The organism is Nostoc sp. ChiQUE02, from assembly GCF_034531305.2.
GTDB lineage: Bacteria > Cyanobacteriota > Cyanobacteriia > Cyanobacteriales > Nostocaceae > Nostoc.
Genome location: NZ_JAVRBN020000003.1, coordinates 174,119 through 199,920 on the forward strand (window position 1 = coordinate 174,119; position 25,802 = coordinate 199,920).

The following is a 25,802-nucleotide window of genomic DNA, read 5'->3' on the forward strand; positions in this document are numbered from 1 at the left end:
TTGTGAAAACTTATTTTTCTGCTTTTTTATTATCTTCTCTACGAGAGGCTACGCCCTAAGCGTAGCTATGCCGCAGGCTTTACGAGATGCTCTGCAAATGCAGTTCATTCAAAAAGATTCATTTTCACGAATCAAATAGGATTGCTATAGCGCGATCGCACTTTATATCAGGTGCGTTACGCTACTATTAACGCACCTAATTATGCCAAAACTACTTAGGTAAAACTTGCTGTAGTGCTGCTAAAAGTTGGTCAACACTTTCCTTACGACTATTAAAGCCCATCAATCCGACGCGCCAGACTTGACCAGCTAGTTCGCCAAGACCACCGCCAATTTCAATATTATGTTCATTGAGTAACTGCCGTGCGATCGCTTTCCCATCTACCCCTGCTGGAATGCGAACAGTGGTAAGCGTTGGTAGTCGATACTCTTGCTCAACGTGCATACTCAGTCCTAAGCTTTCCAACCCTTCCCAGAGATATTCTACGTTCTTTTGATGCCGCAGCCAGGAGTTTGCTAACCCCTCTTCTGCAAGCAAACGTAGTGCTTCCCGCAATGCATAGTATAAATTAATCGGTGCTGTATGATGATAGGTGCGTTCAGCGCCCCAATACTTGCCCAGTAACGACATATCCAAATACCAGTTTGCAACTTTTGTTTGGCGTTGCTGCAATTTCTCAACTGCACGCGCACTCATAGTAAAGGGAGAAGCACCAGGCGGGCAACCCAACCCTTTTTGGCTGCAACTATAGGCTAGGTCAACTCCCCAAGCATCCAAAAACAAGGGGACGCCACCCAAACTCGTCACCGTATCCACCAGCAGCAAAGTGCCAAATTCACGACACAAATCAGCGACCCCTTCCAATGGTTGACGTGCGCCGGTGGAGGTTTCGGCATGAACTAAACCTAAGATAGCCGGACGATGAGTTTTTAAGGCAGTTTGGAGTTCATCGAGGTTGAAGACTTGTCCCCAAGGTTTGGTAATAGTTCGCACATCTGCGCCATAACGCCCAGCCATATCCACAAGGCGATTACCGAAGTAACCAGCTACACCAATCAAAACCACATCACCGGGTTCAACAGCGTTGGCGATGGTTGCTTCCATTGCGGCTGTTCCTGTACCGCTGACTGCAATGGTGAGTGGGTTTTCAGTTTGCCATACATAGCGTAGCAACGACTGAATTTCATCCATGAGTGCGAGAAAAGCTGGGTCAAGATGCCCAACGGGTGAGGTATTCATCGCTTGGAGAACTGTGGGATGAGCATTGGAGGGCCCAGGCCCCAACAGCAGACGTGATGGTATTTCTAGCGGTGTGAGTTGCAAGCGCCCAGAGTCGTTGATTGAAATTGTTTGCGTCATAATCTGTCTTCGCCTAGACGATACTTACCGGATCATATAGGAATCCGATTTGATTCCTGAACTTACTTGCATAGGGAGGGAACAGGAAAGAAGGGAAGCAGGGGGAGAATTTTGGAAGTTGCTAAATCATCCCGCAAATATGCAACGTCGGAAATAGATGTGTACTGAGTTTTTTATCAAAGGTTTCAGGTACTTTCTATGCCTACAAACTTCTAAAATCCCATTAATGAAATTGGTGAATTTACTGAGGAAAAGGGTTTATTTTATTCCTACATTGAAAGGCAACTACCATAAATTACCTGCAAAAATCTTCATTTTTGCTCAATATCAGGGACTTACTATTGGACAACTATGATAAAGCACAGTAGCAATAAAAACTTTACTATAAACAAAATATCTAACAGCATTAATAGTAAGCCAACTTTAGACTTGTATCCTACTCGCCTAGTTTTTATTGACCCACAGGTTGATGACTACCAAAGCCTGGTAATGGGTGTATTACCAGATACCTCAGTTGTAGTCTTAGATGCCAACCAAGATGGCGTTGAGCAAATTAGTCAAGTGCTGGAGTCTCATCAGGGAGTCAAGAGTCTGCACATTGTTTCCCACGGCGCACCTGGGTGCATCTATTTGGGCAACAGTCAACTCAACAACGAAACGCTCAATCGTTACGCAGCACAACTTATGGGTTGGGCAAATGCTTTGAGTGAAGATTCACAACTACTGCTGTATGGTTGCAAAGTAGCTCAAACAGAGCCAGGTGTGTTGTTTATACGCTGTCTGAGCGAATTGACAGGTGCAGTAGTAGCGGCGTCTGATGACTTGACGGGGAGTGCTGCATTAGGTGGTGACTGGGAATTGGAGGTTTGTACAGGGGATATTGTTCCTCGTTTGGCGTTTGGGAAAGAAGTAATAGCAGCCTACACTTCAGTTTTATCTGTGGTACTTCTTGATGCTAGCTTTGATAGTGATGGTAAGGTCATTACTGATATCGGCTCAGGCACTAGCGATACTGCTAGAAGTGTTGTCATACAAACCGATGGCAAGATTTTGGTAGCGGGAGTGAGTAGTAGTAACTTTGCTGTGGTGCGTTACAACAGCGATGGTACTCTCGACACCAGCTTTGATAGTGATGGCAAGGTCATTACTGATATCGGTTCAAAAACCAGCGATACTGGCAGAAGCATTGCCCTGCAAGCTGATGGCAAGATTTTGGTAGCGGGAGTGAGTAGTAGTAACTTTGCTGTGGTGCGTTACAACAGCAATGGTAGTCTCGACACTGATTTTAATACTACTGGCAAAGTCACTACTGATATTGGTGATGGTACTAACGACAATGCTTACAGCGTTACCCTACAAGGTGATGGCAAAATTATCGTGGCAGGAGTGAGTATTAATAACTTTGCCCTGGTACGTTATGACAGCAATGGCAGTCTTGACACCAGCTTTGGTAGTAATGGCATAGTCACTACTGATATTGGTTCAAAGACCACCGATACGGCCTACAGCGTTAGCGTGCAAGCTGATGGCAAGATTCTGGTGGCAGGTTCGAGTAGTAGTAACTTTGCTTTAGTACGTTACAACAGCAATGGTAGTCTCGACACCGATTTCAACATTACTGGCAAGGTAATTACTAACTTAGGCAGTACTGATATAGCCTACAGCGTTACTGTGCAAGCAGATGGCAAGATTATTTTGGCGGGAAGGCGCGGTAGTGACTTTGCTTTGGCACGTTACAACATTAATGGCAGTCTTGACACCAGCTTTGGCAGTGGTGGCAAGGTAATTACTGATATTGGTTCTGCCACCAGCGACATCGCCTACAGCGTTAGCGTGCAAGCTGATGGCAAGATTCTGGTGGCAGGTTCGAGTAGTAATAACTTTGCTTTAGTACGTTACAACAGCAATGGTAGTCTCGACACTGATTTCAACACTACTGGCAAGGTAATTACTGATATCGGCACAAAGAGTACTGATAATGCCTACGCTCTCACCCAACAAGCCGATGGTAAGATAATAGTTGCGGGAGTAAGCGCCAATAACTTTGCTGTGGCACGCTACAGGATTAATCAAAATCCAGTGCTAGTGAATGAAATCGAAAACAAAGAGACTCTACAAGGCATAGATTTCAACTTCACCATCTCAAATAGCTTCCAAGATCCAGATCCTGGAGACACTCTCACCTTCACTGCTACCCTAGAAAACGGTGGCTCTCTACCCAGTTGGTTAAGCTTCAATGCTGCGACCAAAACCTTCAGTGGTACTCCCTTGAATGCAGACGTGGGTAGCCTGAATATTAAAGTTACCGCTACAGATATTGCTCTTGCTCAAGTCAGTGATGTGTTTACACTCACCGTTAAGAACGTTAACGATCCGCCTGAACTAAAACAGGCGATCGCTAACCAAGAAGCAACAGAAGATACAGTTTTCAATTTCACTATCCCTGACAACACCTTCATTGATATCGATGCTGGCGATAGCCTCACTTACACTGCCACCTTGGAAAACGGTAGCCCCCTACCGAGTTGGTTAAGTTTTAATGCTGATACTAAAATCTTCAGTGGCACTCCCTTAAATGCAAACGTGGGTAACCTGAACATTAAAGTTACCGCCACGGATACAGCTTTTGCCCAAGCGAGTAATGTGTTTGTACTGACAGTTACTAACGTCAACGATTCCCCAGAGGTAGCTTTGGCGATCGCTAACCAAGAAGCAACAGAAGATACGGTTTTCAATTTCACTATCCCTGACAACACCTTCATTGATGTCGATGGTGATAGCCTCACCTACGCTGCCACCCTCGAAAACGGCGGTTCCCTACCCAGTTGGTTAAGCTTCAATGCTGATACTAAAACCTTCAGCGGCACTCCCTTAAATGAGGACGTTGCTAGCTTAAACATCAAAGTTACTGCCATAGATCCTGCTCTTGCTCAAGTTAGTGATGTGTTTGTACTGACAGTTGCTAACGCCAACGATCCGCCAGAGGTGGTGAATGAAATTGCAGATCAAGAAGCAACAGAAGACACAGTTTTCAATTTCACTTTCTCAGAAAACACCTTCATTGATATCGATGCTGGCGATAGCCTCACCTACACTGCCACCCTCGAAAACGGCAGTTCCCTACCCAGTTGGTTAAGCTTTAATGCTGATACTAAAACCTTCAGTGGCACTCCCTTGAATGCAAACGTGGGTGGCCTGAACATTAAAGTTACCGCCACGGATACAGCTTTCGCCCAAGCGAGTAGTGTGTTTTTACTCATTGTTAAAAACGTCAATGATGCGCCAGAGGTGGTGAATGAAATTGCAGACCCAGAAGCCACAGAAGACACCGTTTTCAATTTCACTTTTTCAGAAGACACCTTCATTGATGTTGATGGTGATAGCCTCACTTACACTGCCACTCTCGAAAACGGCGACCTCCTGCCGAGTTGGTTGAGTTTTAATGCTGATACTAAAACCTTCAGTGGCACTCCCTTAAATGAGGACGTTGCTAGCTTAAACATCAAAGTTACTGCCATAGATCCTGCTCTTGCTCAAGTCAGTGATGTGTTTGTACTGACAGTTGCTAACGCCAACGATCCGCCACAGGTGGTGAATGAAATTGCAGATCAAGAAGCAACAGAAGACACGGTTTTTAATTTCACTTTCTCAGAAAACACCTTCCTTGATGTCGATCCTGGCGATAGCCTCACTTACACTGCCACTCTCGAAAATGGCGACCCCCTGCCGAGTTGGTTGAGTTTTAATGCTGATACTAAAACCTTTAGTGGCACTCCCTTAAATGCGGACGTGAGTAACCTCAACATCAAAGTTACCGCTAGGGATATTTTTGGAGTTGAAGTCAGTGATGACTTTGCACTCACTGTTAAGAACGTCAACGATGCCCCAGAGGTAGTTGAGGCGATCGCTAATCGAAAGGTAGTCATCGATACCCAGTTCAATTTCACTATCCCAGAGAACACTTTCATTGATGTCGATGCTGGCGATAGCCTCACCTACACTGCCACCCTAGAAAACGGCGCTCCACTACCCAGTTGGTTAATATTTAATACTGCTACCCGAAATTTTAGTGGTATTCCTACGGTGGAAAATTTGGGTCAGCAGAATATCAAAGTCACTGTTAAGGATATTTCTGGGGATGAAATCAGTGATGTGTTTGTATTGACAGTTGCTAAAACCAATAATGCCCCAATTGTAGATCAGGCGATCGCTGACCAAAAAGCTACAGCAAAAACTATCTTCAACTTCACCATCCCTGAAAACACCTTTAGCGATGTGGATCTTGAAGACACCCTGACCTACACTGCTACTTTAGACAATGGCGACCCACTACCGAATTGGTTAAGCTTCAATGTTAACGATCTGACCTTCAGCGGCACTCCTACGAATAATAATGTGGGTAGCTTGAATATCAAAGTCACCGCCACAGATCCGGCTCTTGCTCAAGTTAGTGATGTGTTTGCACTCACAATTGCTAAAGCTAACAACGCACCAATTGTAGATCAGGCGATCGCTGACCAAAAAACCACAGCAGAAACTACCTTTAGCTTCACCATCCCTGAAAACACCTTTAGCGATGTGGATCTTGAAGATACTCTGATCTACATTGCTAGCTTAGACAACGGCGACCCACTACCCAGTTGGTTAAGCTTCGATGCTAATAAGCGTACTTTCAGCGGCATTCCTACGAATAATAACGTGGGTAGCCTAAACATCAAAGTCACCGCCATAGATCCGGCTCTTGCTGAAGTCAGTGATGTGTTTGCACTCACCGTTGCTCAAGGGATTACTCCTGAGACTGAATCAACCAACCTACTCACAAGAATTACAGGTGATATCTTTACTATTAAAAGTCAAGTTAACGGTGAAAAAGCCAAACTCTCAGTCAAGATTAAAAGCAGCAGTTCTCAAGAAGTCAATGAACTGGGTGTGTTTGTCGTTGACGATGCAGAAGGTACGATTGACGGCGTAGCCCCTGGTGCAGCAAATTACACGGAACTAGCTCTTCAACGAGCAACGGTGCTTTTTTCATCTCTTGCCAAACTGCCCAATGGTTTTAATCCCACTGATCTCAAAAGCCTACTGGAATTAAACTCTCAGAGCAACCTGAGATTTTATTTAATCCGTAGCAGCACTACTCAGGCGGTGCTATCTGGACAAACTTCGTTTTCTCAGGTGCTTTTTTCCTCAGATACGAATGTGGACGATGAAGGATTTTCTCTCAACTTCCAGAATTATTTGGTTGTCAAGATTGAAGCAACAGACCAAGATCCACCTCTAGGTACAGGTCTTCAAGGAAAATATGAAGCTGAACTGATAGATTTGCGGGATGTGACACAATCGCTAAAAGCCGAATTTGTGGTTCATAGAGAAGCAGCTTTTAACAACTTTGTCGGTTTTTATCAGATAACTGATCAGAATGGTGGCATTGATACCAATGGCGATGGTACAGCAGATGTGCTTGTTGGCCAGGCGGGTTATACTCAAGCAGCTATTACTAACCGTGTTGCTGATATTGATTTGAGTGTGGCTAACCAAGGTACAGCAACTTTCACAGGTACTTTCCAACCTGGTGCTATTTTCGTCCCATTTATCATCGTTAATGCCGGGCCTGATGCAATTCTTGATAGCAATACCAATAACGATCCCGCAGTTTACTTCTCCTTCTTGGGCGCTAACACTGACAAAGCAGATCATATTCGCCTGTTAGGCAATAACGCTTTTGGCTTTGAGGATTTGGCAAATGGCGGCGATCGAGATTACAACGATTTGATTGTCCAAGTTAATTTGAGTATGGACTAGTCTGAAGAGACTCGGTATAGATATAGCCTGTAAGCTTTATTGAGCAATGAATACAGGCTTTATTTTTTGAAAAATCTAAGTATATGTAGTGGCGTGGCACAGTTACTACGTGTATTTCAAAAATCAAATAGGAGTCCTAGAGAGCGATCGCATCACTAATGTTTTAGTGAATCTGTCATTTGCCAGAAGATAGGATTGCCGCAAAGTATTACACTAATTAAGACAAATATCTAACAGTGTACTTATTCACTTAGCCGGAAACATAATTATGGTTTTTGCTGGCAAACGACCAAATAATTTAGGTGTTAACAACGGTAAATTAGCATCCTGCCCTAACTCTCCTAACTGTGTTTCCAGTCAAAGTGCAGATGCAGATCACAAAGAAGTTATGGTTTAAAAACTAACTTTTTCAAAACAAAAATTAGTAAACCACAAACTTTTGCAAAAAAAATGTAAAAATAAGCGTTTGGGTTCTCCAAAGAGTAGCAACTGGAGTACGATTTTTAATCGCGATCGCTTGGTGCAAGATATTTGTGAAACTTAATTTATTTAAAAACTTTGACTCTCGGCCCAGACTAATTATTGCTGTCGGACTTGCCGTATTGGTTTCAGTAATCCTTCCACATTCTCTGCACTTACCAACTCGCATTCTCTGCGCTTGGAACTCTGGTACTGACTTGTTCTTAGCCGTGACTTGGTGGAAAATGGTCGAGGCTACCCCAGAAAAAATTCGCCGTTATGCTGAGAGTGAATATGAAGGGCATTTTGCTATATTCATGCTGGTGATAGCTGCCGCTTGTGCTAGTGTTTTAGCCATTGGGTTTTTACTAACTGATAGAAAAGGGTTATCAACAATTCTGCTTACCCTACATGTCATACTTTCAATTATGACCATTGTTGGTTCCTGGTTACTAGTGCATACGATGTTTGCAGTGCAATATGCACACAGCTATTACAAATATATTAATCGTAATCATAATGAAGAAATCACTGGAGGTTTAGATTTTCCTCATAATGACTATCCAGACTATTGGGAATTCTTATATTATTCATTTGTAATTGGCATGACTAGTCAAGTTTCAGATGTGCAAACGACATCACGCAATATGAGGCGCTTGACTCTGTTACATGGCATATTATCCTTCTTTTTCAATACCACCATTGTAGCTATGAGTATTAATATCATTGCATCGCTGATTTAAAAATTGCTTGACTCAGCCAAAAGGATGATTATTTGGTTCTCTACTTACAGAAAGATGAAATTAGATTGCCCGTTTTTTAACATGAACTTAAGTTGAAATAACCGGAGTGAGTTTATGCCTTATAACAAAATAGATGAATTATCTGAAGAAATCAAAGAACAACTGCCAGAACACGCACAACAGATATTCGTTGCAGCATTTAATGCTGCTCAAAGTGATGGTTTGAGTGAAGAGGGTGCGCGTGATGTTGCTTGGAATAGTGTAAAGAATGAATACGAACCAGGCAACGATGGCAAATGGCAGAGAAAGCCTGAAGATACTGCAATACATAATAAAGCGGTTGTATCTGGTGGAAATTAAGTAAATTTAACCTCTGCATAACTATCTGAAGTCAGAGGTATTATAAGGGTTTGAGGGGAATTTCATTCTCACAAAGCAGAGATGGAATTTCCCTTCCTTTTTTAGAACTAATGCCAGAAGAGAGATATTTTTAAAAAACTATATTTATTATTTAAATTGTCATAAAAAATATATATGGGAATCCGATTTGATTTATGAAAAAATCTAAGTATCTGTAGGGTGTGTTATCGGCGAGAGTACGGCACCAAAGCCTTCAGACGGTGCGTTAGCCAGAGGCATAACGCACCCTACTGGCGTGGCAAGGCTAAATTGTTGCAAAAAAATTTGTAGGTTGGGTTGAGGAATAAAACCCAACACTCCTATTAATGTTGGGTTTCGCGTTGCTCAACCCAACCTACATCTAATGCATCATTTTAGCTGTGCCAGACCACTACGTATATTTCAAAAATCAAATATGAGTGCTATATAATTTATGCTGATTCAAAAAGGCGAAATAGCTATTCGTCTCATGCAAGATGAAATCTATGATTATGAGTTGCTGGCAAAATGGTTAACTGATGCAAAACTTTTGCAATTTTATGAAGGAAGAGATAATCCTTTTCCTTTAGAAAGAATTATAGAAATGTACAAACCGATGATCGGGGGAGATGAGCCGGTTGTTCCCTGTCTGTTCTACTATCAAAATATTCCCATTGGTTATTTACAGTATTGTGCCCTTAATGATTTATCACAAACCGATAGGCAATTGTATCATCTCGACGAAACTGATCGTGTTTATGGGATTGACTTGTTCATAGGCGAAACCGACTATTGGAACAAGGGAATTGGTACAACAATACTGTCAGCAATTATCAACTATCTTTTTGAACAGCTGCAAGCTCATAAAATTGTCATAGATCCGCACGTTGATAATCTTCGCGCTATCCGCTGCTACGAAAAATGTGGTTTTATGAAGGTAAAGCTATTGCCTGCCCATGAACTGCATGAAGGGGAATACTCAGATTGTTGGCTTATGGCAATTGAGCGAAAGAAATTATAACCCCCTAATTTATAATGGTTTTTCAGTTAATGTCCGATCGCATACCGGGAGTCGCGCAGCAGCCTACACCAGACTGTAAGACTGTAAGTTGGTATAGGAGTATGTCACTAAATTAACTCGCATCTTCCCAATCACTGAGTAACTCATGCTGTTGTGCTGTCTTCTTGCATTTGCGAAATGGTACTTTAGGAGTACCAATATTCATGCCAGGAAAAGACTGTTTTTTTGTCTTGCTGGGTCTATTTTCTTCTGTCGTTGAACTGATCTGTTGGGTTTTCATTGGTAAATAAATCTCTGATTAAAACCTGAGCACTAATTTATAACATCAAATTTCAAACGGCAAATTTCTCAAGACGGATAAAAAATACATATTCCGCTTGTAAAAGTATATTTTTTAACTTGAGCTTGTTTTTAACTGTCTATATTAAGGTTAAGTTGACACCAATAGCTGTACGCTCAAGGTTAATCATGCTCAATGAGATTAACGATCGCTGCTGCTAAATCTACTGAGTCGACGGGTTTAGGTAGGTGTTTTTGAAATCCAGCTGCCATTGCTTGGTTATAATTAATCTCTCCAGCATAAGCAGTCAAAGCGATCGCTGGAATTTGTCCGCCTTGTTCTGGCGGTAATTTTCTCACCTCACGCAGCAACATATAGCCATCCATCAAGGGCATTCCAATATCGCTTAACAGAATATCTGGCTTTGATTGGGCTAATATTTCCAGCGCTTCAATTGCTGATTCAACTGCTGTTACAGTTGCGCCATATTGTTCCAGCGCAAAGCTAAAAAACTCTCGCACATCAGCTTGATCGTCCACAAGCAGGATTTGCACTCCAGCAAGTAATGTGTCGTCATTACTGAGTTCTGGTTCAGAAGCCTCACCACTGCTGATTCGCAACTCAGAATTTTTGAGCAAAGGTAGTCTGACTGTAAAGGTAGCGCCTTGTCCTTCTCCCAGACTCTCTGCCTGAACTGTACCACCATGAAGTTCTACGAGATGGCGCACAATTGCTAGTCCTAATCCCAATCCGCCAAATACTCTGGTTGTTTTGGCATCTGCTTGCCGGAAGTAATCAAAGACGTAGGGCAAAAATTCCGGGCTGATTCCTTTACCTGTATCAATCACCTGGATTTGGGCATCTAACCCAACTTGCTCTAAACGCACTTCTACAAGTCCATCTGTGGGTGTGAATTTAACAGCATTGGAGAGGAGATTCCACATCACTTGTTGCAAGCGATCGCCATCACCGAGAACTTTGCCGATATCATTACTTAACACCGTTTGAATTTGAATTGATTTAGCTTCTGCTGCTAAACGCACCGTTTCTAGTGCAGATGCGATCGCTACTTTCAAATCCACTGCATAGAGATTTAACCTGACTTTACCTTGTAAAATCCGCGAAACATCAAGTAAATCTCCAATCAGTTGGGTTTGTAATTTGGCATTCCGCTCGATTGTTTCCAATGCCCGAATTCTAGTGGCTTCGTCGAATTTGCGGGTTCTGAGTAACTTTGCCCACCCTAAAATTGGATTCAGGGGAGTTCTGAGTTCATGAGAAAGAACAGCGAGGAATTCATCCTTAATCCGGTTAGCTGTCTCAGCTTGTGCCCTCGCAGTCTTTTCGGCTTCGTAAAGTTGAGCGCGAGCGATCGCTTGAGCACACTGCTGTCCCAGTGTCAACATAAATCCCCGGTCTTCTTCATTAAATATTTGTACAGTGGCAAAGCTTAATCCCAGTCCCCCAATTACTTTGCCTTCTGTTATCAAGGGAATGGAAGCCCAGGCATTATTCCCTGTCAGAGCCACAACATCTGCTAAATTGGGATATCTAGCAATCATGGCTGCTAAATTTTCTATAAAAATCGGCTGCCTAGTTCTGACTGCTTCCGCTAGTTGGTTAAGTGCAGTGATGGGAAAATTTGTCCAGGCATCTATGACTGATTGCGGATAGCCAATTGCTTGCACTATTTTCAGTTCTTCACCTCCCTCAGTAAGTAAGGCAACGGAACCAGCAGTGGCTTGCAAGGCGGCAATCCCTTGGTTCACCACCACATCAGCCACCTGTTGGGGGGTTAGGGCTTCCGAGAGGGCAGCAGTTATTCTTTGTAAAAGTACCGTGCGATTGACAGACCGTTCAGCTGCCTGTTTTGCCTGTTGAGTTTCTTGGTAGAGTCTGGCGTTGTCGATGGCTGTCGCCGCCCGACGAGCAATATCCTCTGCTAAAGCCAAGTCTGTCTGTTGGTAGTGCCGACCTGATTCGGCAGTAAAAAAAGAGATTGCTCCAAATAATTGTCCACGGGAACGAACTGGGATCACCATTAAAGAACAAATACCCAAATTTCGCAGCAATTGCAGATGTTCGTCGTCTTCAGCCATCTGTAAAAGATGAGAGTCAGATAATTCGGGATAAAAGATAGATATTCCCAGCCTTAGCTGCTGCACAAGCTGTTTGGCTCTGGTTTTGGGCCGATAACGCCGTCGGATTTCGTCTAAAGTATTTAGTTTTGTGGGATCGGCAATTGCGATCGCAATTTGTTTACTTGACCAATCTTCCTGGAAAACATCTACAATACACCAGTCAGCTAAGGTGGGAACTGCTAGATTAGCCACACTTTCCAAGGTGATTTCATAATCTAATGAGGCAGCTAGTAAGGTGCTGGCTTCGACTAAAAACTGTTGTGTTGTTTCAAATCGTTTGCGTTCACTGATATCTTCAATAATGCCTAACGCATACTTTGGTTGCCCATTAGCATCCCAAACTGCTGATGAAGTTAGGTTTACCCAAACAATGGAACCATCTTTGCGGATGTAGCGCTTTTCTAAGGAATAACCACTAATTTCTTTTGCTACAACTCGTCGTGCATTTTCCCAATCAATTTCTAAGTCTTCAGAGTGGGTAATTTCCTGAAAGTTCATTTGGATTAACTCTTCATGACTATACCCAGTAATTTCGCACAGAGCAGGATTAATTTGCAGAAATTGTCCATCCAACGCTACCAGAGTAATCCCCACAGCTGCCTGGTTGAACATTGCTCGGAACCTTTCTTCGCTTTCCCGCAAAGCAACTTCTGTTTGCTTTGCTGCTGTCACATCTGCCAAAATAATCCCAATTCCTATCGTTTCACCCATTGCGTTTTTGACTGGGTAATAGTTGCCCAGCCAGTAGCCGTAACGTTCGGGTTGCTCCCTTGTCTCACCGCTGATTTCTACATTCAGCAGAGATTCTCCAGTATCCAACACGTGCTGTAACTCTTGCTCAAACTCAGCCGCCATCGCTGGCAACACTTCACTAAATATGCGTCCTAGATGTTCTTCTATGGTCAAACCGTTAATGTCAGCGAAAACTTGATTAATTCGGATGTATCGCAATTCCCGATCCAAAAAGCATAGGGCAACGGGAGCAGCTTCTAGCAGCGCATCTAGAAGAGATAGGGATTCGGCATAATGAACTAAAGCCTGCTGGATATCTCGATAAAGTCCGGCATTTTCCACTGCTAAGGCAGCACGATGGGTAATCTCTATTGCTAAAGTTAGGTCAGAGCGATCGTAGCGACGGTTTGATTGGGTGCTGACAAAGCTAATAGTGCCGAGGACTCGCCCTTGTGCGATTAACGGCACAATCATCACAGACTTCATCCCCAATTGCCGAACCAGTTCTAAGTGTTCCTGATTCTGAGTACTTGCCACTAATAACGAGTCAGATATCTCTGAGATTAATTCACTTTGCCCGGTTTGCAGTACTCTAGTAATTGCACTTGCACCTTTGTAATCTGTCGCATACTCCTGAAGTTTACGCGCCAACTCCGCTTTCGATGGGTCTGCATGGGCAATGGGTAGGCGGCGAATAGAACCATCTTCATTTAAAATATCAACGCTACACCAATCAGCTAGCTGGGGAACTGATATTTTGGCGATTTGTTCTAAGATTTCTTCGTAATCTAGCGAAGTGGAGAGAAAACTACTAATTTGGGCGATATAGCGAAGTCTTTCTTCAGCCTGCTTGCGCTCTGTAATATCAACAACAAAAAAAGCTCCTGCATTTACAGTGCCTTCAAAGCGGCTAGCACCTACCAAAATCGGGAAGCGTGAGCCGTCTTTACGGACATATTCCTTTTGATATGGTGTGCAAAAGGAACTGTCTTGAAGTTGAGTCAGTGCTTGCTTATCGAGTTGCACGTACTCTGTAGGAGTTAAATCTTGCCAGTTAATTTTTCCAGAAACTAATTCTTCACGGGTATAACCCACCATATTCAGCAAGGCATCGTTAGCGTCTGTAATCCCACCGTCTCTATCCCAGAAGCCAATACCAATCATATTTGACTCAACTACGCTGCGAAACTTCCCTTCGCTTTCCCGCAGTGCTTGCTCAGTTTGTTTCAGTTGAGTAATATCAATTGAACTAATGCCCACTCCCAACAACTGCCCATCCGGCAAACACACCGGATAATAGCTGACAAGACCATAACGATACACCCCAGGCGGATAAGTTTCACCGTTCACTTCCTGGTTTAGCAAGGGCTGCCTAGATTCCATCACTTGCCCAAAAACAGGCTCAATTTGTGCTGCCCATTCTGGCAGTACTTCCCTAAAGGTGCGACCAATATGTTGACTTTGCGGTACACCGTTAATGGCAGCTAGCGCTTCATTAGCATGAATGTAGCGAAGTTCAGTATCAAGAAAAGCCAGCGCCACTGGTGAACTAGTAACCCAAGCATTGAGTAAAGCTAGAGATTCGTCTTTTTGGTGAATAGCTTGTTGAAGTTCCTGGTGCAATCTGGCTTTTTCTAGTTCTGCCTGCTTGCGCTCAGTAATATTTACACCTGCACAGGTAATACCCTGAATGCTATTGTCTACATCCCTTAGCGGTTCAACTAACAAATCGTAGTAACGGTCTTCTCCACAAATTGTTAGATAAACCTCTTCACGGGTTGAAACACCAGTCTCTAGTACTTTCAGCTTAATTGCCCTCAATTGCTCCGCTACTAAAGCTGGAAATAATTCATCATCAGTCTTACCTAAAATTTCCTCAGCAGTATCTAGACCTTGAGGATTATGAATCCACTGATATCGTAAATTGCGATCGTGCTGAAAAATTACGATATCTGAACTACTTAACGCTAATCGAAATCGCTCCTCACTAACCCTCAGCTTTTGTAGATTTTCATCAGCCCGTTTTTTAGCAGTCTTTAATGCCTCACATAAGATACTAAACAGCAATCCTTGTAATGCAAACAATCCAATTCGCACAAAATTGGATAAGTCAAAACCCAGTTCATAAGATGGAGCGAGAAAGAAGTAATCACTCAGTAACGCAGATAAGAAAGTTGCTACCAGCCCTGACTTCAAACCACCATACCAACTACTCACCATTACAGCGCTAAAAAATAGCAAAAAAGGAGTTCCACTCATGCTTAACCAGGGGTCTAGTAGCAGCATTAGCACTAATGCAATTGTAATAATTAATACAGTAATGCCATAACGCAGTAACAGGGAATAATTAATATTGGGCATGAAAATGTCTTGGAACAAGCAATACTTATTGCAGAGGCTGTACATACCCTAAGCTAGTTTGCAAATTTTAGTAACTTATCTCTAGATAGATTTTTGCTGAGTTCCAAAAACATCTTTTACCAGAGGTTAATTTGTTATTTATCTGATATAATAATTAAAACCTTACCTTGATAATCGCAGATAAATTACACTGTTTTGCTAATGGAAAATAATAAATATAAAATAAAGGTGTGAACCAATTTATAATAAAAGTTATAAAATCCTATCTAGGTAAAGATAGAGATAAACAGAAAATACTGGATGTATTAGTAAAATAATATATTTTTAATCCCAATTGATGAAAATTACGAGTTAATTGTTTAGTTATCTTCTTTCCATGTAAAATGTTTCGTTAATTGCTCATTATGTTGTACTACTATTTATTTGGCAGAAATCGATATTTAAATTTGAATGAATAAGTTAAATATTGATGTTTCCAGGATTTCTACTTAAATATTAGATATAGTAACAGCGCGATCGCCTCCTTTTAGTTTCGCTTTACCGAAAGTTTTTTCTACTTTTTTAATTAGCTCATCTGTTCGCCGTATTCATCAGAGGATAAATACACAGTTTTACTTGCAACAAGTGCTTCTGCTGTCTCATGGCTTAGAGGTTCAGAGAACAGATAACCTTGGCCAAATTTGCATCCAAGTTGCTGTAACCATTGAAGTTGCTGTGATGTTTCAATACCTTCTGCTATAACCACTAATCCGAGTTGATTGCTCAAAGCAATAATAGTACTAACGACCTGATAATTACGGTTACCTTCCTGCATTTGATTTACAAAGGAGCGATCAATCTTCAAATTATCAGCGGGTAAACGATGGAGATAATTGAGCGATGAATAACCACTACCAAAGTCATCAATGGTGATTTGAATCTTTCTAGCCTTTAATTGAGTTAATAAATCAATTGTCTTACTGATATTTTCAATTAACATACTCTCGGTAATTTCTATCGCTAGAAAATCGCCTTCTAAACCCGTTTTAGCTAGTGTTTGGTCGATATCTTCAAGTAATCTGGCTTGGCGAATATCTTGAGCAGAGAGGTTAATGCTTATCTTCAGTGGTAAGTCATTAGTAAACTTGCTTTTCCAGTTTGCCAGTTGTTGACAAGCTGTGTAAAACATCCAGCGATCAATTTGCACAATTAGCCCCGTTTCTTCGGCAATAGGAATAAATTCCCCTGGCAAAATAAACCCGCGAGTTGGGTGTTGCCAGCGCACTAATGCCTCAAATCCAATCAGCCGAACTGCTTGCATCTGCGATTCTCTACCAGACTCTCTGCTAACGCGTTGGCTTTGTCCGCCATAGGCATCGCCAAGTATGTCAACAATCGGCTGGTAGTATATAACAAACTCTTCTCGTTCGAGAGCTTTACGGATATCGGTTTCTAGAGTTAGTCGATTTACGGCTTGAGTGTGCATTTCTATATCAAAAATTTTGTACGAATTTCTATCTTGAGCTTTGGCTTTATACATGGCAATATCGGCATCTCGGAGTAAATCAGAGGCGTGAGAATAGTCCTTTGTTCCTAAGACAATACCGATGCTCGTACTGATCACCACTTCGGAATCATTAAGTATCAATGCTGTTTGAAAATCTGTCATAATCCGCTCAGTAATTTGAATAGCTTTTTCAATACCAGAAATATCTTCCAGCAGAATTACGAATTCGTCACCACCGATTCGAGCGACTAAATCAACCTCTCGCAAATGAGTTTTTAGCTTTTGAGCAATGGTTTTGAGTAGTTGGTCTCCAGCTAAATGTCCTAAGCTGTCATTGATTACTTTGAACCGATCTAGGTCTAGAAACAAGACGGCATAAAGATAGGTGTCTACTCGTTTGGCTCGGTTAATGGCTAGTTCTAGCCGTTCCACCAAAAGTGTCCGATTCGGTAAATCTGTTAATGGATCGTGCAAGGCGTTGTGAATAATCAGTTCTTGTGCCTGTTTGCGATCGCTTACATCTAATAAAACCCCATGCCAAACAATATCCCCATTTTCTCGACACTCTGAACGAGCACTTGCCTGTACCCACTTGAGTTTCCCAGAGGGTGTAGCTAATCGCCACTCATAAAAGAATGGACTTAAAGTTTGAGCGCTTTGTTTAGCAGCCACACCAAATCCTGCACGGTCATCAATATGAATTTGTGCAAAGCAAAGAGAGGCATTTTCTAAAACTTCATCTGGTGTTAACTCTAGAAGATCTAAACAGCCTAAGCTGATATACTCAAAGTCAAAAGAACCATTCAAATGATACACAAAGCTGTAAATCATTCCCGGTATATTAGACGCTAATGTTTGTAGCAGATTTTGGGCTTGTTTGCGCTCTGCCCGCACCTGTGCATCCCGAAGTTCTCGACGCACCGCCACTGGTAATCGGTTTAAGTTATCTTTCATCACATAATCATGAGCACCTGCTTTCATCATTTCCACAGCAGATACTTCGCCGATTGTGCCGGAAACGAGAATGAAAGGAATATCTTTCTGACTCTGCTTTGCTATTTCCAGAGCCATAAAAGCATTGAATCCAGGCAATCGGTAATCTGAAATGATCGCATCCCAGGTACTGCTATTAAGGGCTGTGTGTAGCTCTTGGGCAGTTTGGACACGTTGCCAGATTGGATTGAAACCACCGCGACGCAGTTCATGGATAACTAACATGGCATCAGTTTCTGAATCCTCAACCATCAGGACATTCAAGGGTTCACTCATATCTCATAATCTCCTTGGTAACCTTTGAGTTGATCTGCCAACATCTTTATCCCAAACAACACCGATTAGCAGCTAACGAATATAGTCAAGAGATGCGCCAACGATTTGCAAGCTGGTGCGACGAGTTCACAGGTGTTCAATCAAGTAAGTGGCTGCTAATCTCGCCCTTTTCTGCGCTCAAGGGAGAAATAGTATCTTTTAAGATACCCGCTCAGTTAACTTGACAATACCCCCAGTCTAAATAAATGCATTAATTCAAAGGTTTGACTATTGTATAATCGGGTCTGTGAGTCAACCCTGCTTTGCCCCTCAGCGTACCAATTGAAGGCGGTTGAACCATGCTAGAAATTCCTGAATATCAAATTTGGACAAAAATCCATGAAAGCGCTAACTCACGGGTCTATCGGGGAATTCGTGAACGGGATCATTTGCCTGTAATCTTCAAAATTTTGAAGAAAGACTACCCTACCCCAGAGGAAATTACGCGCTATAAGCTGGAATACGAAATTACGCGCAGCTTGTCATTAGAAGGTGTTATACAAGCTTACAGCTTGCAGCAATATCAAAGTACTTTTGCGATCGTTCTAGAGGATTTCGGGGGGGAATCTTTAACAAAAATTATAGCTACAAGAAGTTTTTCCTTAATAGAGTTTCTGAAGTTGGCTGTGCAGATCGCTGAGAGTATAAGTGAAATTCACACAGCAAATATCATTCATAAAGATATCAATCCATCCAATATTGTTTTCAATCCAGAAACACAACAACTTAAAATCATTGACTTTGGGATTTCAACTGTCCGATCGCGGGAGACATTAACTCTCAAAAATCCAACAGTATTAGAGGGAACATTGGCTTACATCTCTCCAGAGCAAACAGGCAGAATGAACCGTTCTCTGGACTACCGAACTGATTTTTACTCTCTAGGTGTCACCTTCTATCAACTGTTGACTCATCAGCTGCCGTTTGCATCTAGTGATGCCCTGGAGTTGATTCATTACCACCTGGCTCTGGAACCTGTTCCACCCCATGTTATCGATCCAGAAATTCCTATGATAGTTTCAGAAATAGTTCTGAAACTGTTAGCTAAAACAGCACAAGAGCGGTATCAAAGTGCGTGGGGAATTAAAACTGATTTAGAACAGTGTCTGATCCAACTACAACACACAGGACGAATTGAGCCTTTTTTGTTAGCGCAACAGGATATCTCTGATAAGTTTCATATCCCGGAAAAACTGTATGGCAGAGAAAGGGAAGTTGAGACATTATTAGCAGCGTTCGCAAGAGTCGCAGGTAAGAGAGTTAATCGGGAAAACTCCATTTCCCTACATCCCCGTAGCGAGCTGTTTTCTGCTCAAGTTGAACTAATGCTGATAGCAGGATACTCCGGTATTGGCAAGTCAGTACTGGTACAGGAAATTTATAAGCCCATTACCCAAGAACGGGGCTACTTTATTGCGGGCAAATTTGACCAGTATCAGCGCAATATCCCTTACTTTGCGATCGCCCAAGCCTTTGGGTCATTTATCAAACAATTATTAACCGAAGACGAAGTGCAGCTATGTCAGTGGCGAGAGAACCTTTTAGCTGCCCTCGCCTCAAATAGTCGTGTGATTACCCAGGTAATTCCAGCATTGGAATTGATTGTGGGCAATCAACCAGAAGTGCCTGTTCTGCCGCCGACAGAAGCCCAAAATCGCTTTAACCAAGTCTTCCAAAATTTCATTCACGTTTTTACCCAGTCAGAACATCCGCTCGTAATTTTCTTGGACGATCTTCAGTGGGTAGATAATGCCTCGCTGAAGCTGATCCAACTGCTAACTACTGCCACCGAGGGGCAATCTTTTTTGTTGCTTGGGGCATACCGGGATAACGAGGTGAATGCAACCCATCCCCTAATCCAGATGGTGGAGGAAATTCGCCAAGGTGGAGGAGTGGTGAACCAACTTTCCCTCTCAGCATTGAGCCTACCTGATATCAATCAGGTCATCGCCGATACACTGCGCTGCCAACCACAGGATTCCCTCCCCTTAGCTGAACTGGTACGACTAAAAACTGGTGGCAATCCCTTTTTCATCAATGAATTTTTAAAATCTCTTTACACTGAAGGGTTACTGAAATTTGATCGCCAAAGAAAGAAATGGCAATGGTCAATAGAGCAAATTCAGAATCGAGGGATTACCGATAATATTGTCGATTTGATGGCAGGGAAAATTCAGAAGCTCAATGAAAAAACACAGCAAGTATTGCAGCTATCTGCCTGCATTGGCAACTGTTTTGATCTGGAAACGTTGGCATTTGCCGCTCAACTATCCCAGCGAGAAACCGCGCAGACTCTGGGAGTAGCGATCGCCGAAGGGTTGATTCTGCCCATGAGCAATGCCTACAAATCGGTTGAGTTGGATGTACCCCTCCCTAGCCGACCCCCAATAGAATACAAATTTGCTCATGATCGCATTCAGCAAGCAGCCTATTCTCTGATTCCGGAAGTTGAGCAAAGAAAGACCCATTGGCAAGTGGGGCAGTGTTTATTGCAAATGACTTCCCCCGAACAGTTACAATACAAGATTTTTGATATCACCAACCAACTGAACCTGGGCAGAAAACTTATAGAAACTCAATCCGAGCAGGATAATTTGTCTTGGTTAAACTTTATGGCAGGGGAAAAAGCCAAGGCATCAGCCGCTTATGACGCTGCCTTGCAATATTTGCAAACTGGTTTGGATCTGCTGACAACGGATAGCTGGCAAACTAACTATGACCTAACCCTTGCCCTGTATAGCGCAACGGCAGAAGCAGCCTATCTTAGCGGTAATTTCGAGCAAGTAGAGCAACTGTTCCAACAAGTACTTGACCATGCAAAAACCCTACTAGCCAGCTTAAAAGTCTATGATGTCAAGATTCAGACTTATGTTGCTCAAAGTAAATTGCTAGAGGCAATTCAGATTAGTTTACATTTACTTAAGCAATTAGGAGTTCACCTGCCCATCCAGCCAACATTTGAGGATGTTCAGCAAGCGCTTTCGGAAACTGCCTCAAAATTAGCAAACAGACGCATTGAAGATTTGGTTGACCTGCCAATAATGTCTGAGCCAGAGGTGCTGGCGGCAATGCAGCTGTTGACAAGTATGTGTGCATCAGCTTATTTGGCAGTACCTCCCCTATTTCTGGTGATTGTACTCAAGATGGTGGATTTGCTGGTTGAGTACGGAAATATGATGTTGGCTCCCTTTGCCTATGCCGCCTATGGCATCATTCTCTGTGGAGTTGTATTTGAGATTGATGCAGGGTATGAATTTGGTCAACTGGCATTAAGTCTGCTGGAGCGCTTAGATGCCAAACCCATTCAAGCCAGAACCTTATTCCCGGTTAGCGACCAGATTAATGTTTGGAAGACACACGTAAAGGAAAGTCTCAAGCCACTCCAAGATTGCTATCACGTTGGTATTGAGCAGGGCGATTTAGAATTTGCTGGCTACGCTGCTATGCATTTCTGTGGTTATTCATTTGTGGTAGGTCAACCCCTGGCTGAACTACAACTTCATCTGACCAGTTATGCACAGGCAGTGAAACAAATCAAGCATTCAGCTGGCATTCATTTCGTAGAGATTTGTTGGCAAACTGTTTTGAACCTGATCCAGGAGGTTCCTGCACCTAGCATTTTATCGGGTCTTGCTTATGATGAAGCAACCCGGCTACCCCAGATGCAACAAACCAATTTTCACGGAGGTTTGTTTTATTTCTATCTGAATAAATTATTTCTCTGTTATCTGTTTGGTGATGTAAATCAGGCGATCGCCAATGCTGTCCTCGCCCAAGAGTATTTGTCAGCCATGGCCGGATCGGCGTTGGTTGCTATGTTTCGGTTCTACAATTCTCTATGCCGATTGGCGGTGTATTCAGACACAGATGCTGCAACACAATCAGAGTTGCTTGAGCAGGTAGCTGAAAATCAGGCAAAAATGCAAAATTGGGCATACCACGCGCCGATGAACTATCTGCACAAGTGGCACTTGGTAGAAGCGGAACGGCATCGGGTGTTGGGCCAGGTGCTGGAAGCAATGGATGCCTACGATCGCGCCATTGCACTAGCCAGGGAGAACGAATACCTCCAAGAAGAGGCTCTGGCAAACGAACTGGCAGCAAAGTTTTATCTGGCAAATCACCGGATGACAATCGCCAAAGCCTATATGCAAGAGGCAAGATACGTCTACCTACGCTGGGGAGCAACTGCTAAAGTTCAGGATTTGGAGAAGCAGTATCCCCAACTGCTAGAACTGCGATCAGAAAGAACTGGAACACGTCAACTTGACACTACACAATCGACTTCAAGTAAGTTAGAAGCACTTGACCTAGAAACGGTGTTGAAAGCCTCCCAGGCAATCGCCAGTGAAATTCTGTTAGATAAACTCCTGGCAAAATTGATGACCATCTTGATTGAGAATGCCGGGGCGCAAACAGGTTACCTGATTTTGCCAACACAAGACGAATGGCGGATTGAGGCGATGGGGACAATTGGCAATGAGCAAGTAGCCGTTTTGCAATCAATTCCCCTGGAATCGATATCAGCAGACAGCACTCCTTACTTGCCAACTGCCCTGATTAATTACGTGGCTCGCACCCAAGAAAGCATCGTCCTCGACAATGCTGCTCAATTCGGCAATTTTCAATATGAACCCTGGATTGTTCAGCATCAATCGAAATCGATTCTTTGTGCGCCTCTGTTGAACCAGAGAAAACTGACTGGAATTGTCCTATTAGAAAATAATCTCACTACTGGCACATTTACCCCAGAGCGAATTGAAATCCTCCGTCTACTTTCTACTCAGGCAGCTATTTCCATTGACAATGCCCGTCTATTAAAGCAGCAAGCAGAACTGAATCAATCCTTACGGGCTGAAATTGCCGAACGCCAACGGGTAGAGAAAGACCGCGATCGCTTAATTGCCATCCTGGAAGCATCCACCGATCATATTGGCATGGCAACCCCCCAAGGCAATGTCCTGTGGAATAATGCTCAGTTTCGCAAACTCCTCGGCGTGTCAGTGGATGCAGACCTCTCCACCTTGAGCATCCCAAATTACCATCCCCAGTGGGCACTAGAGATTATTCAAAACCAGGGCATTCCGGTGGCGATTCGAGATGGCACCTGGGTTGGTGAAACCGCTTTATTGGGTACTGATAGCAGAGAAATTCCAGTTTCCCAAATGATCATTGCTCACAAAACAACAGATGGCAGTCTGGAATATCTTTCTACCATCATCCGAGATATCAGCACCATCAAAGCGGTAGAGGCAGAAGTCCGCCAACTCAATGCCGAATTGGAAGAACGGGTAATCCAGCGAACTGCCCAATTGCAAGCTGCTAACAAAGCGTTGGAAGCTTTTTCTTACTCTGTTTCCCATGATTTACGAGCACCACTGCGGGCGATCGCTGGTTTTTCTAGAATGATGCAAGAAGACTATGGCGAGCAACTCGATTCGGAAGCCAATCGTTACCTGAAAATTGTCCGTGAGAATGCCAAACGCATGGGTGAGTTGATCGACGATCTGTTGAACCTATCCCGCTTAGATCGTAAGCAAATGTCCTGTCAGCCCGTCTTCCCAAATGAGGTAATTCAACTGGTGCTGAATGATTTGTCCCCGGATTTGAAGGGTCGTCAAATTGAGTTGGCGATCGCCGATTTACCCATGTGTCAAGCAGATATTTCGCTGTTCAAACAAGTCTGGATCAACCTATTGTCGAATGCGATCAAGTACACCCGCAACAAATCCATTGCCTATATTGAAATCGGTTATGAGGTGATGGATGGTGAAGGAGTGTACTTCATCCGAGATAATGGGGCAGGATTTGATATGCGGTATGCCGATAATCTGTTTGGGGTATTCCAACGTCTTCACCCCGAACAAGAGTTTGCAGGTACGGGGATCGGACTGGCGATCGTGCAACGCATTATTCAACGCCACGGCGGGCGCATTTGGGCAGAAGCAGCGATCGATCAAGGCGCGACCTTTTATTTCACTCTCCATAACCCATGAATGACCACCCCATTGCTCAACCCACTGACCCATTTTCCGAGCAAGCAATTTCCATTGTGTTAGTTGAAGATAATCCTACTGATGCAGAATTAACTATCCGAGCATTGCGTCGCGGTAGAATCGGCAATCACATTCAACTGCTCCAAGATGGAGCTGAAGCCCTCGATTTTCTGTTTTGTCGGGGAGATTACGCCCACCGGAGCATAACGAATCAACCTAAAGTCATTTTGCTGGATTTGAAATTGCCAAGGGTAAGTGGATTAGAAGTTTTACGGCAAATCAAGTCTGACTCACGTACACAAATGATTCCAGTTGTAGTGCTGACCTCTTCTGCTGAAGACCAGGATATGATCGAGAGTTACCAGCTTGGGGTGAATAGTTACATCGTCAAACCTGTCGATTTTGAACAATTTAACCAAGCAGTCCAACACCTTGGTTTTTATTGGGTCTTGTTTAACCAATTGCCAGCTTTGTAAAAAGATTGGGCATTGGGGACTCGTTATCCACCTCAGAACCTCAAACCTCCCCATCCCCCATGCCCTTCTTCAGCACTGCTACCAATTTTTCAATATGTACTGCTTCATGAGTTGCCATTAAAGATATTCTGATCCGACTTGTGGGCACTGTGGGAGGGCGAATTGCTGGGGCAAAAATGCCAGCATCTCTTAGCTGTTTTCCAGCTTTGAGGGCATCTGTCGCACTGGGCAATTGAAAACATAATATAGGTGATTCCGAAGGCAATAATTTTAGATTAGGTAACTGTTGTTGCAGCAAATTTTTCAAGTAATGTACATTTTGCCACAATTGGGCACGGCGTTGCGGTTCTTGTTGCACTATCTTGATTGCTGCTAAAGCCGCTGCCGTATCAGCAGGTGAAAGCCCAGTAGTGTAAATCCAACTGGGGGCGCGGTTCCGCAAAAAGTCAATTAGGGCACTACTTCCTGCAATATACCCGCCTAAACTACCCAAAGCTTTACTCAAAGTGCCAACTTGAATTAACGCCTTTCCCGTACATCCAAAATGTTCGACACACCCAGCGCCAGTTTTTCCTAGTACTCCAGTGGCATGAGCTTCATCGACTAGCAGCATACAGCTAAGTTCATCAGCGAGATCCAACAGTGCGGGCAACGGACATAAATCGCCGTCCATGCTGAAGACAGTATCAGTAAGAATCAAACAGCGACGGTAATTTTGCCGTTGTTGACTCAACTGAATTTTTAATACTTCAACATCACAGTGCGGGTATTCTACAACTGTTGCACCGCTGAGAATCGCTCCATTTTTCAGACTGGAATGATTGTACTGGTCAGATAAAATTAAATCGCGTTTGCCAACGAGGGCGGTAATTGCACCCAAATTGGCTAGATACCCTGAACTAAATACCAAGGCATCTTCTGTTTGTTTGGTAGATGCGATCGCCTCTTCTAAATCCCTGTGCAATTCCCTATGCCCGCTGAGTAATCTAGAACCAGTACTACCAGTACCAAATTCGGCGATCGCAGCAGTTGCGGCTGCTATCAACCGCTCATCCCCAGCTAATCCCAAATAGTCATTACTGGCAAAATTAATTACCTCTTGCCCAGCTAAAACCACCGTTGCACCCGGACGACCGTCGATTGTTTGTACCGAACGATACCAGTCTGCCCGATGAATTGTTGCTAAGGACTGTTCTAGCCAAGCATAAGGGTCTGTGGGCATAGGGGGAGTAGGGAGGCAGGGGGAGAATAACAAATGA

11 protein-coding genes and 1 pseudogene are annotated in these 25,802 nt (G+C 43.2%); 7 read left to right on the plus strand and 5 right to left on the minus strand.

Translation table 11 applies throughout. The features are described 5' to 3' along the window. Positions 1-211: 211 nt before the first annotated feature. Positions 212-1,360 carry an alanine--glyoxylate aminotransferase family protein gene (locus tag RM347_RS04470; protein WP_322721495.1) on the minus strand — a complete coding sequence of 383 codons (1,149 nt, stop codon included), beginning with the start codon at positions 1,358-1,360 and terminating at the stop codon, positions 212-214. A 351-nt stretch (positions 1,361-1,711) separates the two neighbouring features. Between RM347_RS04470 and RM347_RS04475 the strand changes: the two genes are divergently transcribed. From RM347_RS04475 to RM347_RS04495, 5 genes and pseudogenes are all read left to right on the plus strand, one after another. Then, positions 1,712-7,162, plus strand: a complete 5,451-nt coding sequence (locus RM347_RS04475; RefSeq protein ID WP_322721496.1) for a putative Ig domain-containing protein — start codon at positions 1,712-1,714, stop codon at positions 7,160-7,162. Positions 7,163-7,430: 268 nt separating this feature from the next. Beyond that, a pseudogene (locus RM347_RS04480) lies at positions 7,431-7,544 on the plus strand (DUF1499 domain-containing protein); the annotation flags it as partial. Positions 7,545-7,695: 151 nt separating this feature from the next. Beyond that, entirely contained in the window at positions 7,696-8,364 is a 669-nt protein-coding gene (locus RM347_RS04485) for a DUF1345 domain-containing protein (protein ID WP_322721497.1), read from the plus strand. Positions 8,365-8,478: 114 nt separating this feature from the next. Then, positions 8,479-8,724 (plus strand): ChaB family protein, encoded by a 246-nt coding sequence (locus RM347_RS04490; RefSeq protein WP_322721498.1) that lies wholly within the window; start codon positions 8,479-8,481, stop codon positions 8,722-8,724. A 472-nt stretch (positions 8,725-9,196) separates the two neighbouring features. Further along, complete coding sequence (locus tag RM347_RS04495; RefSeq protein ID WP_322721499.1) at positions 9,197-9,763, plus strand: GNAT family N-acetyltransferase; 567 nt, start codon at positions 9,197-9,199, stop codon at positions 9,761-9,763. 112 nt (positions 9,764-9,875) lie between these two features. Here RM347_RS04495 and RM347_RS04500 read toward each other — a convergent pair whose 3' ends face one another. The 3 genes from RM347_RS04500 to RM347_RS04510 form a co-directional block, all read right to left on the minus strand. Further along, the gene (locus RM347_RS04500) at positions 9,876-10,043 is read right to left on the minus strand and encodes a hypothetical protein (RefSeq protein WP_322721500.1); all 168 of its coding nucleotides are present in this window, start codon (positions 10,041-10,043) and stop codon (positions 9,876-9,878) included. A gap of 182 nt (positions 10,044-10,225) precedes the next feature. Next, positions 10,226-15,277 carry a PAS domain S-box protein gene (locus RM347_RS04505; protein ID WP_322721501.1) on the minus strand — a complete coding sequence of 1,684 codons (5,052 nt, stop codon included), beginning with the start codon at positions 15,275-15,277 and terminating at the stop codon, positions 10,226-10,228. 565 nt (positions 15,278-15,842) lie between these two features. Continuing rightward, positions 15,843-18,032 carry a putative bifunctional diguanylate cyclase/phosphodiesterase gene (locus RM347_RS04510; protein WP_322721502.1) on the minus strand — a complete coding sequence of 730 codons (2,190 nt, stop codon included), beginning with the start codon at positions 18,030-18,032 and terminating at the stop codon, positions 15,843-15,845. Between the two features lie 338 nt (positions 18,033-18,370). Between RM347_RS04510 and RM347_RS04515 the strand changes: the two genes are divergently transcribed. Further along, entirely contained in the window at positions 18,371-24,067 is a 5,697-nt protein-coding gene (locus tag RM347_RS04515) for a protein kinase domain-containing protein (protein WP_322721503.1), read from the plus strand. After that, entirely contained in the window at positions 24,064-24,543 is a 480-nt protein-coding gene (locus tag RM347_RS04520) for a response regulator (protein ID WP_322721504.1), read from the plus strand. Before RM347_RS04515 ends, RM347_RS04520 begins: the two co-directional genes overlap by 4 nt. A 40-nt stretch (positions 24,544-24,583) precedes the next feature. Here the strand turns inward: RM347_RS04520 and bioF are convergent, their stop codons facing one another. Continuing rightward, the gene (gene bioF / locus RM347_RS04525; protein ID WP_322721505.1) at positions 24,584-25,765 is read right to left on the minus strand and encodes an 8-amino-7-oxononanoate synthase; all 1,182 of its coding nucleotides are present in this window, start codon (positions 25,763-25,765) and stop codon (positions 24,584-24,586) included. Positions 25,766-25,802: the final 37 nt, after the last annotated feature.